The organism is Streptomyces sp. N35 (assembly GCF_016464295.1).
Lineage (GTDB): Bacteria > Actinomycetota > Actinomycetes > Streptomycetales > Streptomycetaceae > Streptomyces.
The window spans coordinates 27,913-42,635 of record NZ_JAEIMH010000015.1; the positions used below are offsets into that span (position 1 = coordinate 27,913).

Genomic DNA, 14,723 nt, shown 5'->3' on the forward strand with positions numbered 1-14,723 from the left:
CTCCACAGGCAATCTCCGGCACCTCCATGCCTCACCCGGTCGGTGACCGGCACGCGATGCTGTCCAAGATCGTAGGCGGGGCCGCGAAGATCTGTCGAGGCGTTTTCCCGTTCACCCGGTGGCGTCAGGGCCCTGCGCGCGCACCCTGCGTACCGTCTCAAGCGAGTCCTGCAGCTCGGTCAGCCAGTCGTCGGCATGGCGCTGCACCAGGCGTACGCACCAGGCGAGCGCCTCACTGCGGCTGCGCGCCACACCGCCCGCGACCAGGGTGTCGAGCACTTGGCGCTCGGGCTGGCGAAGGCGGGTCATCACGGGGGCGGAGACATGCGTGAACAGGGCCTTCTCGTCCCCGCAGCGCACGCCCCAGGAGACCTTCTTGCGGAAGCGGTGCTCGGCTTCCTGGGCGACGCCGATGCGCTCGTCCCTGGTGCGTTCGCGGAACTCCTGGATACGGCCCTCGACCGCCGCGGCCTTCTCGGCGGCGGAGGCCTTCTCGTCGACGGCGGGCTCAGGGATCTGCCCGATGACGGTGATCTCCTCGCGGTCCACGGTGACGTCGGGCGGACCGTCGAAGAGCCCCTGGGGGATACGGCCGGCGAACCAGCCGCGCACTTTCTCCTGCTGTTCGGCTGTAAGCATGTAATCAACGTTGCACCGATGGCACAGCGTGGCAAGAGCTCGCGCGGCGCGAGCAGGCCCGGCCGGGGGAGGCCGGCGTGCCCGGCCGAGAAATGGCGGGCATTGCCCCGTGGCGCGATGATTTCTCGGGTGACTTGTGGGCACGCGGGTGTCCGTGGGCCCGTCCCACGGACACCGTGAACGAAAGGAGCCCCCATGACCGACCACACCGGCAAGGCGACCACCACCGACTCCGGAGCCCCGGTCGAGAGCGACGAACATTCGCTGACGGTCGGCGCCGGGGGACCGATCCTGCTGCAGGACTCGTATCTGATCGAGCAGATGGCGCAGTTCAACCGGGAGCGGATCCCCGAGCGGCAGCCGCACGCGAAGGGCAGTGGCGCGTTCGGCCACTTCGAGGTGACCGCGGACGTGAGCGCGTACACGAAGGCCGCTCTCTTCCAGCCCGGCACGCGCACCGAACTCGTCACCCGCTTCTCCACCGTCGCCGGCGAGCGCGGCAGCCCGGACACCTGGCGTGACCCCCGCGGATTCGCGGTGAAGTTCTACACCACCGAAGGCAACTACGACATGGTGGGGAACAACACCCCGGTGTTCTTCGTGAAGGACCCGATGAAGTTCCAGCACTTCATCCGGTCCCAGAAACGACGGGCGGACAACAACCTCCGCGACCACGACATGCAGTGGGACTTCTGGACCCTGTCGCCCGAATCGGCCCACCAGGTCACCTGGTTGATGGGCGACCGCGGTATCCCGCGCACCTGGCGCCACATGAACGGCTACACCTCCCACACGTATATGTGGATCAATGCGCAGGGCGAGCGCTTCTGGGTGAAGTACCACTTCAAGACCGACCAGGGCATCGAGTTCTTCACGCAGCACGAGGCCGACCAGATGGCCGCGGCCGACACCGATTACCACACGCGTGATCTCTTCGAGCACATCCGCGACGGGGAGTTCCCGAGCTGGACGCTGTACGTGCAGGTCATGCCGTACGACGAGGCCGCGACGTACCGGTTCAACCCGTTCGACCTGACCAAGGTCTGGCCGCACGGCGACTACCCGCTGATCGAGGTCGGCCGGATGACCCTGGACCGCAACCCCACGGACAACCACGCCCAGATCGAGCAGGCGGCGTTCCAGCCGAACAACTTCGTCCCCGGTATCGGACCGAGTCCCGACCGGATGCTCCTGGGGCGGCTGTTCTCGTACGCGGACGCGCACCGCCACCGGATCGGGTCCAACTACCAGCAGCTGCCGGTCAACGCTCCCAAGAGCGAGGTGCACACGTACACCAAGGACGGGGCCATGGCGTACCGGTACGCCACCGACCCGGTGTACGCGCCGAACTCCAAGGGCGGACCGGCGGCCGACAGCGACCGCCATGCCCCGCCGAGCTGGACCGCGGACGGGGAGATCACCCGCGCCGCGTACGTCTCGCATCCCGAGGACGACGACTGGGGGCAGCCGGGGACCATGGTGCGCGAAGTCCTCGACGACGCCGCACGGGACCGCCTCGTCGACAACGTCGTCGGGCATCTGCTCAACGGCGTGAGCGAGCCGGTCCTCCAGCGCGCCTTCGCGTACTGGTCGAACATCGACAAGTCGATCGGCGCGCGCATCGAGGAAGGCGTGCGCGCCAAGGCGGACGAGAAGGACCCCAAGGCCGCCGAGCAGGGCAATCCGGCCCGCGGCTCCATGCAGGACAAGGCCTGACCTGCGGGTCACACGGCCTGACCGACGCGTCATCGCGCCCCCGCCCGGACGTTCCGGGTGGGGGTTCGGCCATGCCCGGATGTTCCGGCTGCGAGCCACCGGGCATCGAGATCGTCGGAGCACGGGAGGTTGGGCGGTGGCGTGACGGGCACACGGGGGCCACCGGAACCCAAGTGCAACAGACAGGGAGAAGAGCCCATGACGGTCGCCACCACCCAGCAGGCGGGCGGCAGCGGAGGCACCAGCGGACTCTACGACGTCCTGGAACTGGTCCTCGACCGAGGACTCGTGATCGACGCGTTCGTCCGCGTCTCGCTCGTCGGCATCGAGATCCTGAAGATCGATATCCGTGTGGTCGTCGCCAGTGTGGACACCTACCTGCGCTTCGCCGAGGCGTGCAACCGGCTCGACCTGGAGACGGGCAGCAAGAAGCCCGCGGGTCTGAGCGAGCTCGTGGGCGACTCGACCCAGTCGGGTGCGCAGAGCAAGTCCAAGGGGGCGCTGGAAGGCGCCGTGCAGGCCGGGTCGGACGCGCTCAACCGCGGCCGCAAGGAAGGCGAGTCGAAGGCTTCGCCGCGTCGCTCGTCCAGTCGTTCGTCCAGCCGTCGTGAGGAGGAGCAGGCATGAGTACGTACGTCTACGGAATCGCCGACGCCGGGCACCCGAAACTGCCGGACGGCATCGACGGCATAGGGAATCCGGCCCGCAAGGTCCGGGTGGTCCGCGGCGGCGGTCTCGCCGCCCTCGCCGGCGATGCTCCCGAGGATCTGCGGCCCAAGCGCCGGGATCTGCTGGCCCATCAGCATGTCCTGTCCGAGGCGGGTGCCGGTGGCACGGTGCTGCCGATGCGTTTCGGCAGCGTGGCCGAGGACGACAGCGCGGTGGCCGCCGCTCTGGAGCAGCACGCGGACCACTACAAGGAACGTCTGCGGGCCCTGTGCGACCGCGCCGAGTACAACGTGAAGGTCCAGCACGACGAGGAAGCCGTACTGCGGCTCGTGGTGGCGCAGGACGACGCTCTGCGCGCCCTGGTGGAGAGCAACCGCAAGGCGGGCGGGGGCAGTCACGAGGACAAGATGCGCCTGGGCGAGCGGGTCGCCGCTGCGGTACAGGCACGCGAAGCGTCGGACGCCATCATGGTGCGCGACGCGCTCGAGCCGCGGGCCGACGCCCTCAGCGACGCGCCGCAGAGCACCGGCTGGATCGCCAACCTGTCCTTCCTCGTGCACCGCGACTCTGCCGCTGACCTGGCCAACGCGGTCGAGGAGCTGCGCCAGGCACACCCCCACCTGGTCTTCCGCGTCAACGGACCGCTGCCGCCGTACAGCTTCGTGGACCAGGGGTTGGTGACCGCGGCGGGGGAATGAGGCTCTGCCGCGCTGACCGGAGTGCGGCTGTGGATCAACTTCCCTGCGAGGGCAGCGGATCGGGGTCGACCTGCGGTGCCGGGGGAGTGTCCGGCTCGCAGGTGATCTCGTCGCGCGGCGTGTAATGCGTGCGGAAGGTCTCCCGGCCGGCTTCCTGGCCGTCCTTGACGAGGACGCGCTCGACCTCCACGTCGAACCCCTCGTACGGGGTCTGCGGTTCGCACTTGTCGCCCTTGCCCTCGATCTTCTTGGGCTCGGTGATATTGGTCCGCGGCCCCTTGACCGACTTCACCTCGTCGTACTTCTTCGTGCCGAGGAAGGTGATGGTGATGGAGTGGTCCGTGGCGGTGGCCTGGACGTAGATCGCGTGGCCCGAGTCGTTGAGCCAGCGCAGGTCCAGGGTGCCCCAGGCGACCGTGGCCTCACGGCCCTCCGGGTAGCGCTCGATGTAGAAGGAGTGCGCGCCGTATTCGACGGGCTTGACGCCGGCGAAGAACATCGCGTTGAACATCGTCGTCGCCACGGCGGAGACACCGCCGCCGGGCGCGCTGTAGTAGCGGCCGTTGAGGATCATCGTGCCGTCCGTGAAGCCGTTCTCCGCGGTGCGTTCGCCCACCGTGCGGTTGAAGCTCCACTCCTTGCCGGGGAGCACGAGGGAGCCGTTGATGAGCTCCGCGGCCCGTCCGATGTTGATCGTGCGGTACGGGGCCGTGGGGAACTCCACGGTGAACGTGGACACCTGCTCCTTGATCCCCAGCTCCTTGACGCTCTGCGCGGTGAGCTCCGGCTGCACGGTCTCGGTCGCGACGGTCGCGGTGCGCGCGCCGCCCGTCTTGGTGAGCAGCGGAAAGACGGCCGCATGGAGGGCCTTGGCGTCGACCTTGCGTCCCGGCTTCCCGTCGGCCGCGACGACCACCTTCTCGCCGTCGAGCCGCAGTTGGGCGTTGACCGGTGCGCCGATCGCCTTGTTCAGGGGCCGGGACACCTCCGGGTCCTTCAGCAGCCCCTCGGCGTCCAGCTTCCCCGTGAGCCTGCCCTGGACGTCGGCCTCGAGGCTGAGGTGGCGGCCGAGCGTGGCCGGCGTCAGCTTCAGCTCGCTGTCCCCGACGGTGAGGGTGACGGGCCCGGACACCGCCGGGGTTGCGAACTCGTCGACGGCGCGGGTGACTTCGGCTTCGGTCACCCTGGGCTTCGTCTCGTCGACGGGGAGCCGTACGGCCTCCTCGGCCGGATACGCGGAGCGCAGGGTCCTGAGGGAGCGGCCGGTGTCGAGGGCGATGCCCGAGCGGGGCTCGGTGACGTCCGGCTTGCCCGCCTTGAAGGCGACGGCGCCGTCGCGCTCCTCGCGGTCGTACTTCTTCGCCAGCGCGGCCAGCGCGTCCTTGGTCCTGGCCTCGTCCACGCGGACCACGGGATCGACCGGCCGGTCGCTGTCGCCGAAAAGGCCGGCGATCACGGTCACCGGGTTGGAGCTGGTGTCGTTCGCCCGCTCGACGGTCGCGGCGGCGTCCACGGAGAGCCCCGCCTCGGCCGGATCCAGCTCGGCCGTCTCCTCCCCGATCCGCACGGGCTGCGGGGCCGCCCATGCCTTCCCCCGCTCCTGCTCCAGACGCTCCCGTGCCTGGCTCGCGCTCAGCCCGCCCAGATCCACGCCCTCCACCGTGGTCCCTTCGGGTATCCCGGACCCTTCGGACACCAGCCCCGCCACGTACAGGCCGCCGAGCACCACGACCGCCCCGCCTGCGGCGTACAGGGCGGGGCGTATTCGGCGGCGGGAGCGGTCCGCCGGCTGCTGGGGCTCGGGGCCGGGGGCCTGGGGGAGGTCCGGTTGCGACAAGGCGCTCTCCTTGGGGGCGTGCGCGCTACGTTCGCGATGCGTTGGTCACGTCCGCGATGCGTCGTCACGTATCGGAGTTACGTATCGGACTATTCACCCTATAAGGGGTGCGGTCCTCTGTCGCGCCGCGTCTGATTACGCAGGGTGACTGGGGCTTGGGGGCTTGGGGGCTCGGGGGCCCGGGTGCTTGGGGGCTCGGGGGCCCGGGGGGTTCGGCGGGCTTGTGTTAGCGCGCGCTCTAATTTCTACGGTGGCGCCATGACTCAGCCAGAGCAGCACCCCGTCACCAGCCGCCGCGCCGTCGCCAAGGCCGCCCTCGTCGGGCTGGGGGCGGCGGGCGTACCGCTCGCCGCGGCCGGACCGGCCGTCGCGGCGCCCGCGGAATCCGACCGGTACGCCCGTGGCTTCGCCACCCTGCGTCGGATCTCGGGCGAGCGCGGGGCCGAAACCATCAGGTCCTTGCAGGACATCGCGCCCGATCTGGGCCGCTACATCGTGGAGTTCGCGTTCGGCGACATCTACTCGCGGCCCGGACTCGACCCGCGGCAGCGGCAGTTGGTGACGATCGGCGCGCTCACCGCCCAGGGTGACACCGCACCGCAGCTGGACTTCCATATCGACGCGGCCCTGCGGGTCGGCGTGCGTCCCGCCGAGATCGTCGAAGCGCTGATCCACACCGTGCCGTTCATGGGCTTTCCCCGGGCGCTGAACGCCGTCGCCGTGGCGCGGAAGGTCTTCGCCGACCGTGTTGTGACGTTCGAGCCGCCCGTACAGAACGATCCCCGCGACCGCTACGAGCGCGGCGCCGAGAACCTGAAGCGGATCGACGGCGAGCACGGGCTCGAGGTGATCGAGTCGCTGGGCGACATCGCGCCCGATCTGGGCCGCTATATCGTGGAGTTCGCGTTCGGCGACGTCTACCACCGGCCGTGGCTCAGCCCGCAGCGCCGTCAGCTGGTCACCGTCGGCGCCCTGACCGCCTTCGGCGACACCGCCCCGCAGCTGCGCGTCCACATCGGCGCGGCCCTGAACGTCGGCCTGAGCCCGGCCCAGGTGATCGAGGCGTTGCTGCACACCGTGTCGTACGCCGGGTTCCCGCGGGTCCTGAACGCGGTGGGCGTTGCCCGGGAGGTGTTCGAGAACCACTGATCGCGGGGGCCGGCGGCCGCGGGCTGCCTACGGTTGTGGCATGACTGCATCAGGCACAGGCCGGAGCGCCTCGCGTACCGGCGGGAGCGCCTCACGTACGGGCGGGAGCGTATCGGGCGCCGTCCGCGGCACCCGGACCATCACTGAGACCTCCGAGCTCACCGGAATGAGCGCCCACACACTGCGCTACTACGAGCGGATCGGGCTCCTCGACCGGGTGGAGCGCGGGACGGACGGGCGGCGGCGGTACCGCGAGGAGGACCTCGCATGGCTCGCGTTCCTGACCCGGCTGCGCACCACGGGGATGCCCATCCGCGACATGCAGCGCTTCGCACAGCTGCGCAGACAGGGTGACACGAGCGCACCGGACCGGCTCGCCCTGCTGCGCCGGCACCGCGAGGCCGTACGGCGGCAGATTGCCGAACTCGCGGACTGTCTGGGGGCGTTGGACGCGAAGGTGGAGCACTACGAGGCGCTGACGGCGCGCGATGCGGCGGGCCGCCCCGGGTGAGCGGCGCCCCCGGGTGAGCGGCCCGCCCCCGATGAGCGGCCCGCCCGGCTAGGTACGGCGCCGTCCGCGTGCCGCGTGCTCCTCGCGGATGTGTTCCGTGAGCGCGATCGAGGCCGTGGCCCGGTCGTACGAGAGCTGGGCCACCCGTGCGTACAGGCAGTCGATGATCAGCAGGACGGAGTGCCGCGCGCCGAAGCCGCCGTGCCGGAAGCTCGTCTCGCCGGAGGTCGAGGCAAGGTGCAGGGAGGCGGTCTGGGCCGCGGGGGAGCGGTGGTCGGAGGTGATGGCGATCGTGGTGGCCCCTCGCTCGGCGGCCAGCCGCAGCGGGCTCACCACCTCGCGCGTACTGCCGGAGTGCGAGAGCGCGATGGCCACGTCGGCGGGCGTGAGCAGGGACGCCGAAGTCTCCGCGGCGTGCACCTCGGTCCAGCCCCTGGCCTGGCAGCCGATCCCGAACAGCCGCGCCTCCGCCTCACGGGCCAGCACCCCCGAAGCGCCCACGCCGTAGACATCGATACGGCGGGCCTTCGCCACAGCCCGCGCCGCACGCTCGAGGGCGTCGCGATCGAGGCGCTCGACGGTGCCGCGCAGCGCCTGGAGATCGGCGTGCGCGATGACCTCGATCACCTGGTCCAGGGTGTCGTCGGGGCCGATATCGGGCCCGAGCGGCTGCCCCCGCGTGAACCCCTCCTGGGCGAACCGCCCTTGCTCCTTGGCGAGTTCGAGCAGCAGCGCCTGGTAGGAGTCGAGCCCGATGGCCTGGCAGAAGCGGGTGACCGTCGCCTGTGATGTGCCGGTGCGGCGCCCGAGGTCCGCCGCCGAGGTGTGGGCCAGGGCCGCCGGATCGGTGAGCACCTGCTCGGCGACCTTGCGCAACGAGGCGGTCAGCCGGGGCAGTTCGGAGTGGATCAGGGTGGTGATCACGGTGCGCTCGACTCGATTCCTGTCGATTCATGGTCCGGCTCTTGTCAGGCCGAAATTTTATCAACCACCATGAGGTGTGATCGATGAATCATTGAATCAGGTCCCGCCGTCCCGCGAGGGGGCTCGACGTGCCGCCGAGGAACTGCTGCGCATCGGCGTGGACGCCGGAGGCACCCGCACCCGCGCGTTCTGCGCCGACGGCACGGGGCGGTTGATCGGCACGGGAGCCGGCGGCCCGGGCAACGCACTGGGCGTGCAACCCGACGATCTCGTGCGGCACTTGCGCACGGCCCTGGACGCCGCGGTGCCCGCCGGGATGCGGGAGCGGGGCGCGCTGGTCGCGGGCGGATTCGCCGGCGGGGGATACGGGCGCGGGCGGGACACCGCGGGCTCCTGCCTCGCGCGGGCCCTCGAGTCGCTGGGGATCGAGGCGGCCGCACTGGAGATGTACGGAGACGCCGAGGTCGCGTTCGCCTCCGGACCCGGGACGCCGGCGGACGGGCTCGTCCTGATCGCGGGCACGGGTGCGACCGCCGCGCGGATCGGCGGACGCCGGAGCGTGCGGGTCGTGGACGGGCACGGATGGCTGCTCGGCGATGAGGGCAGCGGATTCTGGCTGGGGCGGGAGGCCGTGCGGGCCGCGTTGTGGGCCTTGGACGGGCGCGGCCCGCGGGGGCTGCTGGTGGAGCGCGTACTGGAGCGGGCCGTCCCGGCGGGTGAGCGTGCGGGGCGGCTCAGGGACGCCATCGCCGACTGGGCGTACTCCCGGCCGCCGGCCGCCCTCGCCGCGCTGAGCCCGCTGGTGGTCGAGGCGGAGGCGGACGGTGATCCGGCGGCGGGCGCTCTGCTCGACCGCGCGGCCGACGAACTGGTCGACAAGCTGGGCGCGTTGGGCGCCCAGGCCGGAGAACTCCTCGTCGCCACCGGCGGCTTGATCGCGCCCGGCGGTCCGCTCGCCGGTCGTCTCGCCGTACGAGTGGAGTCAATGGGACTGAGTCTGACGGCTGTTCGGGACGGCGGGGCGGGGGCCGTGGCGCTCGCGGGCCTCTTGACGCCTTGATCAGGCTGGTTCATTGTTTCAGCTAATCCATCAATGATCGGTTCAATGAACCGAAGGATGAGAGCGAGATCCCTCCATGACCGACGCCCCACAGATCAGCGCGAGCCTCTTCGCCGACCGGGCGCGCGCCTCCCTCGACGCGGCGATCGACGCCAACAAGGAGGCGGTGGTGGCGGCGGCCCGCCTGTTCGCGGACTGTGTCGCGGCCGACGGAGTGATCCACGCCTTCGGCACCGGCCACTCACAGGCCACGGCGCTGGAGATCTCCGGGCGCGCGGGAGGCCTCATCCCCACGAACCGGATCGGCCTCGGCGACCTGGTGCTCCGCGGCGGCGAGGACCGTTCGGTGCTGGCCGACCCGCTGCTCGAACGCCGGCCGGGTCTCGCCGCGCGGCTCTACGAGTTGAGCACGCCGAGCCCGCAGGACCTCTTCGTGATCATCTCGAACTCGGGGGTCAACAACTCCATCGTCGACATGGCGCAGTTGGTCAAGGCGAAGGGCCACCGCCTCGTGGCCATCACCTCGATGGAACACACCCGCTCCGTCCCCGCCCTGCACGCCAGCGGTAAGCGCCTCGCCGACCTGGCGGACGCGGTGCTCGACAACGGCGCACCCGCGGGCGACGCCCTGCTGCCGCTGCCCGGCGGCGGCCACCTGTGCGGCGTCTCCACCCTCACGTCCTCGACCCTGGCCCAGATGGTGGTGGCCGACAGCGTGGCCCTGCTGATCGCCGAGGGATACGACGTCCCGGTCTACATCTCCGCGAACCTCCCGGGCGGCTTCGAACGCAACGCGACCCTCGAGGCCCGCTACGAAGGGCGCCTGCACCGGGGCGGGTTCTGACCGAAGGACAGCTCAGCGGGCGGCCTCGATCGCCTCCTCGACTTCTGCCGGCAGCCTGTTGTCCGCGGTGAGTACGGCGACGAATTGCAGCTCGTCCGGGTCATTGCCGACGGCGAGGGCGACCGCCGGGTCGAAGCCTCGGACGGCGTACGCCGTGAGGGACTCGGCGGGTATGAGGCCTTCCGGGTCGTTGGGAGTGTCGTCGCACGCGGGCTGGAACGCGGTGCCGAGTTCGGCGCCCTCGGTGAACTCCTCGTAGTGCACGCTCTCGTAGGTCCGCTCCTCGCGGACGACCAGGAAGGCGCACAGGGCCGAGGAGGCTCCTCCTTCGCCCGCCGTCTGTCCGCAGCCGGTGGCCACAGCCGCGAGGAACAGCGACGCAACGGCAATCGCTCGCCTCATGAACACGCCTTCCGCTCACGTGAGTTGACGCCCGGGAGCCAGGGCTCCGTCGAGGTAGCAGACAACCCTGTCAGGCAAAGGGTTGCGCGGCTGCACGAAAGCGCCGGGGGGGGGGGGCGCCGGCCCCGCCCCCCCCGCCCCCCGCCCCCCCCCCGGGGGCGGGGGGGGAGCCCCCCCCCCCCCCCCCGGCGCCTCGCATCACACCGTGAGGGTCAGGAGATCAGCTCCACCTCCGCCAACGTCGCCTCGCCGCCCGCGAACACCAGCCGGTACTTCGCGTACGCACCCGGGTCGTCCACCGTGAACGCCCGCGTCTGCCGGTCCCACGAGAAGGACTCGCCCGAGCGTTCGTCCAGGTCTCGCCAGCGCGACCCGTCCGACGATCCCTGCAGCACCCAGCCCGACGGGGCCTTGGCCTTGTCCGCCGAGGTCAGGGTGTACTGGAGCGCACGCGTACGGCCGGAGACCGGGAGGTCCACCGAGGACGAAGCAGCGGACGTGGCGGACGAGTTGTCGAACAGCTCACCCGTACCCGCCAGCACATCGTCCCGGGGCGACGGCACCTTGTCGTCGCGCGTGATCGACACCGGGGCCGCCGAACCTCCCGTGCCCCACTTCGACGGCTTCGAACCCATGTCGAACTCCAGGACACCGCCCTTCGCGATCACCGAGTGCGCAAGTGCGGTCGACGACCACTTCTTGCCGTTGACCTTCAGCCCCTGGACGTAGATGTTCGACGCGCTGTTCTTCGGCGCCTTCACGACCAGCGTCCGCCCGTTGTCCATACGGACCGTCGCCTTCTCGAACAGCGGCGAGCCGATCGCGTACTCGCCGCTGCCCATGACGAGCGGGTAGAAACCGAGCGCGGAGAAGAGGTACCAGGCCGACTGCTCGCCGTTGTCCTCGTCGCCGTGGTAGCCCTGCCCGATCTCGCTGCCGACGTAGAGACGCGACAGCACCTCGCGGACCTTCTCCTGTGTCTTCCAGGGCTGTGAGGCCGCGTTGTACATGTACGTGGCGTGGTGGGCGACCTGGTTCGAGTGCCCGTACATGCCCATCCGGACGTCCCGCGCCTCGGTCATCTCGTGGATCACGCCGCCGTACGAGCCCTTGAACTCCGGCGACGCGGTCTCGGGCGTCGAGAAGTACGTGTCCAGCTTGTCGCCGAGCCCTGATCGGCCCCCGTACAGATTGGCCAGACCGCGGGAGTCCTGCGGCGCGGTGAACGCGTAACCCCACCCGTTCGTCTCGGTGTAGTCGTAACCCCAGATCCGCGGGTCGTACTCGCCGGACGGGACGCGCCAGTCGCCCTTCAGGTCGCGGCCCTGGAAGAAGCCCTTGCTGTCCGTGTCCCCGCCACCGGCGGCGGCATCGAACAACTTCACATAGTTCTGCGCCCTGTTGAGGAAGTAGTCCGACTCCTCCTTGTAGCGCTTGTCTCCGGTCTCGCGGTAGAGCTTCCGTCCCATCTGTGCGATGCCGTAGTCGTTGAGATAGCCCTCGAGTGACCAGGACAGGCCCTCGTGGGTCTCCGTCGACGCGTAACCGAGGAAGGGGGACGTCTCCATTCCCTTGCGGCCCACGCCCGACGACGGAGGCACCACGGTGGCGTTCTTCAGGGCCGCCTCATAGGCCGCGGAGGCGTCGAAGTCCACGCCCTTCACATACGCGTCCGCGAAGGCGACGTCCGAGGACGTGCCGGTCATCAGATCCGCGTAACCCGGCGAGGACCAGCGGGATATCCAGCCGCCGTCCTTGTACTGCTGGACGAATCCGTCCACCAGCTCACCGGCCTTGCCGGGAGTGAGGAAGGAGTACGCGGGCCAGGTCGTCCGGTACGTGTCCCAGAACCCGTTGTTGACGTACACCTTGCCCTCGACGATCTTCGCGCCGGTGTGCGTCGGGGTGTCCGGCTTCTCGGCCGGTGAGAAGGGGCTCGCGTACAGGTGCTTCGAACCGACCTTCTCGAAACCGGAGTTGGGGTACAGGTACAGCCGGTACAGCGAGGAGTAGAGCGTCACCAGCTGGTCGTGCGTCGCGCCCTCGACCGTCACCCGGCCGAGGATGTCGTCCCACTGCTTCTGCGCGGCGGACTTCACCGCGGAGAACGACCGGCCCGCCGGGAGCTCCGCGTCCAGGTTCGCCTTCGCCTGGTCCACCGAGATCAGCGAGGTCGCGATCCGCATCGTCACCGTGCGGTCCGCGCCCGCGTCGAAGCGGAAGTGGCCCTTCACCCCGGAGGCGGCGCCGCTCGTGACGGGTTTGTCGAAGGTCCCGTACACGAAGAGGCGCGTGGCTCCGGTCGACAGACCGCTCTTCACGTCCGAGTACCCGGTCACGACGCCCTTGTCGGTGTCGAGCGTGAGCCCGGCCTTGTCCGAGACGTTGTCGAAGATCACCGAGGCGTTGTCGTCCGGATACGTGAAGCGCATCAGCGCCGCATGGTCCGTCGGCGTGATCTCGGATGTGATGCCGTTCGTCGACTTCACCGCGTAGTAGTGCGGCTTCGCGGTCTCGTCCGCGTGGGTGAAGGGCAACGCCCGCTTGGACCGGTCGAGTTCGGGCGTTCCGGCGTCCTTGGACGGCAGCACCTGGAACGTCTGGCGCTCGCCCATCCACGGGCTCGGCTCATGGCTGGCGCTGAACGCCTGGATCGCCGGCAGATTGTCCGCGTTGTTGCCCCGCTGATAGTCGTAGAGCCAGCTGAGCGAGCCGGCGTTGGTCACCGGCGTCCAGAAGTTGAAGCCGTGCGGCACGGCCGTGGCGGGGAAGGTGTTGCCGCGCGAGAAGCCTCCGCTGGAATTGGTGCCGCGGGTCGTCGAGGCGTAGTCCGAGAGGTTGCTGTGCACCTTTTCGGGCGCCTTCGGGGCGATGGATATGTCATCGAGCCAGCCGCGGAATTTCGCCGGCCCCTTCGGTGCGTCGTACGCGACCAGAATCCGGTCGATGGTCTTTCCGCGTGCCACCCGGCCGATGTCCGAGGCCACGTGGTTCCACTGGTTGACGTAGAGCCGCTTCGCCGCGGCCTGCCCCTGCGGCGTGAGCTTTCCGCCGTGCGCGTCGACCGCGCCGAGATCGCTCAGATACGTCCCGTCGGTGAAGGCGAGATCCACACTGGCGAAGGTCGCCGGGTATTTGAGATCCGGCTCGCTCTCCGGCATCTGCGGGAAGATGCGGTACGAGAGTTCCGTATTGCGCTCGACCGCCACATCGACATCGAAGATCTTGTTGTACGAGTACGCGCGCCCGTCCGGCTTGTGCGTCCCGGCATAGCGCAGCGCCCGCTTCCCGGTGAACCCGGCGCCGGACTTCGCGGTCGGCGAGCCGCTCGGCCCGCGGTCGACCGCGCTCTGCATGTCCTCGGGGACCGGCTGGCTCGTATCGCCGTCGGAGAACTGCACATCGGCCAGCTGCAGCGCGTCGCCCGCTCCGTTGTTCGCGGTGAAGTCGATGCGGTAGTGCGCGTACGCGGTGGAGTTCTCGAACGCGTACGTCTTGGTCTGGAAGCGCTCGGCGAAGCTCTCGCCGGTCCGGGTGTCGAGGGTCGTCCACTCCTTGCCGTCGGCGGAGCCCTGCAGCTTCCAGTCCTTGGGGTCGCGCTCGGCGTGATCATTGGCCGACGTCAGCGCATACGTCACGACCTTGACCGGATCGTCCAGATCGAACTCGACCCAGCCGGTCGGCGCGAAGGTGAGCCACTTGGACGAGGACTCCAGGTCGACCAGGTTCTCCTTGACCTCGCCGGACCCCGCGTTCTCGCCGCTCGCGCGGACCTCGGTGACGCGGTCGGTGACATTGCCCGGAATGCCACTGCTGAATCCGCCGTCGACCCCGGCGGCCCGCTTCTTGCCGTCGGGTCCCGTCTCTGGGGTGTTGCGCCAGTCGACCGGCGCCTGGTCGTCCTCGAACGAGGACGTGAACTCCTTGGCCGCGGCGGGCGCCTGGGGCGGCGCGGCGACGGCGGCGCCCTGGCCGGACATGATCACGGCCAAGGCGCAGGCCGTGCCGAGCATGGCTATGGACTTGGACGGTCTGCGGCGGTGGTGACTGCGCGGGGATCTGCGAGAAGACCCAGGCATCAGCGTCCCTCCCTCGATGTGGACAACGTTGTCAACGGTCGGCGCATCGTCCAGTAGGTCGCCAAGTGCCCAGTGGTGTCAAGGGTGTTGCAGTGCCGCGCGGGGGAGTGGTGGCGGGAATCGGCCGGAGCGGCATGTGGGAGCGGGCCGCGAGGTCGGGCCAGCAGGGCGCAGGACCGTTTCGAGCGCTCTGCT

General features: G+C 69.9%; 12 protein-coding genes. 7 read left to right on the forward strand and 5 right to left on the reverse strand.

What is annotated here, in order from left to right; translation table 11 throughout:
• Positions 1 to 111: 111 nt before the first annotated feature.
• A complete protein-coding gene (locus JAO81_RS11135; protein ID WP_199547628.1) occupies positions 112 to 639 on the reverse strand; it encodes a hypothetical protein in 528 nt (175 codons plus the stop codon).
• 195 nt (positions 640 to 834) lie between these two features.
• On the opposite strand from JAO81_RS11135, the gene JAO81_RS11140 reads away from it, so the two are divergent.
• The 3 genes from JAO81_RS11140 (at position 835) to JAO81_RS11150 (ending at position 3,722) form a co-directional block, all read left to right on the forward strand.
• Positions 835 to 2,355, forward strand: a complete 1,521-nt coding sequence (locus tag JAO81_RS11140) for a catalase (protein WP_199547629.1) — start codon at positions 835 to 837, stop codon at positions 2,353 to 2,355.
• A gap of 198 nt (positions 2,356 to 2,553) precedes the next feature.
• Positions 2,554 to 2,982: a gas vesicle structural protein GvpA gene (locus tag JAO81_RS11145; RefSeq protein ID WP_199547630.1), complete on the forward strand. Its 429-nt coding sequence runs from the start codon at positions 2,554 to 2,556 to the stop codon at positions 2,980 to 2,982.
• On the forward strand, positions 2,979 to 3,722 hold the full coding sequence (locus JAO81_RS11150) for a GvpL/GvpF family gas vesicle protein (protein WP_199547631.1): 744 nt from the start codon (positions 2,979 to 2,981) through the stop codon (positions 3,720 to 3,722). The genes JAO81_RS11145 and JAO81_RS11150 overlap by 4 nt, the downstream gene beginning before the upstream one ends.
• 34 nt (positions 3,723 to 3,756) lie before the next feature.
• On the opposite strand, the gene JAO81_RS11155 is transcribed toward JAO81_RS11150, so the two are convergent.
• Positions 3,757 to 5,559: a VanW family protein gene (locus tag JAO81_RS11155; protein ID WP_233415205.1), complete on the reverse strand. Its 1,803-nt coding sequence runs from the start codon at positions 5,557 to 5,559 to the stop codon at positions 3,757 to 3,759.
• A 258-nt stretch (positions 5,560 to 5,817) separates the two neighbouring features.
• Between JAO81_RS11155 and JAO81_RS11160 the strand changes: the two genes are divergently transcribed.
• Both JAO81_RS11160 and JAO81_RS11165 read left to right on the forward strand, forming a co-directional pair.
• The gene (locus JAO81_RS11160) at positions 5,818 to 6,708 is read left to right on the forward strand and encodes a carboxymuconolactone decarboxylase family protein (protein ID WP_199547632.1); all 891 of its coding nucleotides are present in this window, start codon (positions 5,818 to 5,820) and stop codon (positions 6,706 to 6,708) included.
• 40 nt (positions 6,709 to 6,748) lie between these two features.
• Entirely contained in the window at positions 6,749 to 7,219 is a 471-nt protein-coding gene (locus JAO81_RS11165) for a MerR family transcriptional regulator (protein WP_199547633.1), read from the forward strand.
• A 48-nt stretch (positions 7,220 to 7,267) separates the two neighbouring features.
• Here JAO81_RS11165 and JAO81_RS11170 read toward each other — a convergent pair whose 3' ends face one another.
• On the reverse strand, positions 7,268 to 8,143 hold the full coding sequence (locus JAO81_RS11170; protein ID WP_307813299.1) for a MurR/RpiR family transcriptional regulator: 876 nt from the start codon (positions 8,141 to 8,143) through the stop codon (positions 7,268 to 7,270).
• A gap of 76 nt (positions 8,144 to 8,219) precedes the next feature.
• Here JAO81_RS11170 and JAO81_RS11175 point away from each other — a divergent pair, with 76 nt between their 5' ends.
• Together JAO81_RS11175 and JAO81_RS11180 are read left to right on the forward strand one after the other, a co-directional pair.
• Complete coding sequence (locus tag JAO81_RS11175) at positions 8,220 to 9,203, forward strand: BadF/BadG/BcrA/BcrD ATPase family protein (protein WP_307813300.1); 984 nt, start codon at positions 8,220 to 8,222, stop codon at positions 9,201 to 9,203.
• A 76-nt stretch (positions 9,204 to 9,279) separates the two neighbouring features.
• Complete coding sequence (locus JAO81_RS11180; protein ID WP_199547634.1) at positions 9,280 to 10,047, forward strand: sugar isomerase domain-containing protein; 768 nt, start codon at positions 9,280 to 9,282, stop codon at positions 10,045 to 10,047.
• 12 nt (positions 10,048 to 10,059) lie between these two features.
• Here the strand turns inward: JAO81_RS11180 and JAO81_RS11185 are convergent, their stop codons facing one another.
• Both JAO81_RS11185 and JAO81_RS11190 read right to left on the reverse strand, forming a co-directional pair.
• On the reverse strand, positions 10,060 to 10,449 hold the full coding sequence (locus tag JAO81_RS11185; protein ID WP_199547635.1) for a DUF6281 family protein: 390 nt from the start codon (positions 10,447 to 10,449) through the stop codon (positions 10,060 to 10,062).
• A gap of 212 nt (positions 10,450 to 10,661) precedes the next feature.
• Positions 10,662 to 14,462 (reverse strand): GH92 family glycosyl hydrolase, encoded by a 3,801-nt coding sequence (locus JAO81_RS11190; protein WP_233415219.1) that lies wholly within the window; start codon positions 14,460 to 14,462, stop codon positions 10,662 to 10,664.
• Positions 14,463 to 14,723: the final 261 nt, after the last annotated feature.

Coding starts and splice junctions, on each gene's coding strand:
- JAO81_RS11185 (WP_199547635.1), bottom strand. CDS start 10,449: ATGAGGCGAGCGATTGCCGTTGCGTCGCTGTTCCTCGCGGCTGTGGCC.
- JAO81_RS11145 (WP_199547630.1), top strand. CDS start 2,554: ATGACGGTCGCCACCACCCAGCAGGCGGGCGGCAGCGGAGGCACCAGC.
- JAO81_RS11135 (WP_199547628.1), bottom strand. CDS start 639: ATGCTTACAGCCGAACAGCAGGAGAAAGTGCGCGGCTGGTTCGCCGGC.
- JAO81_RS11150 (WP_199547631.1), top strand. CDS start 2,979: ATGAGTACGTACGTCTACGGAATCGCCGACGCCGGGCACCCGAAACTG.
- JAO81_RS11140 (WP_199547629.1), top strand. CDS start 835: ATGACCGACCACACCGGCAAGGCGACCACCACCGACTCCGGAGCCCCG.
- JAO81_RS11160 (WP_199547632.1), top strand. CDS start 5,818: ATGACTCAGCCAGAGCAGCACCCCGTCACCAGCCGCCGCGCCGTCGCC.
- JAO81_RS11190 (WP_233415219.1), bottom strand. CDS start 14,462: ATGCTCGGCACGGCCTGCGCCTTGGCCGTGATCATGTCCGGCCAGGGC.
- JAO81_RS11165 (WP_199547633.1), top strand. CDS start 6,749: ATGACTGCATCAGGCACAGGCCGGAGCGCCTCGCGTACCGGCGGGAGC.
- JAO81_RS11180 (WP_199547634.1), top strand. CDS start 9,280: ATGACCGACGCCCCACAGATCAGCGCGAGCCTCTTCGCCGACCGGGCG.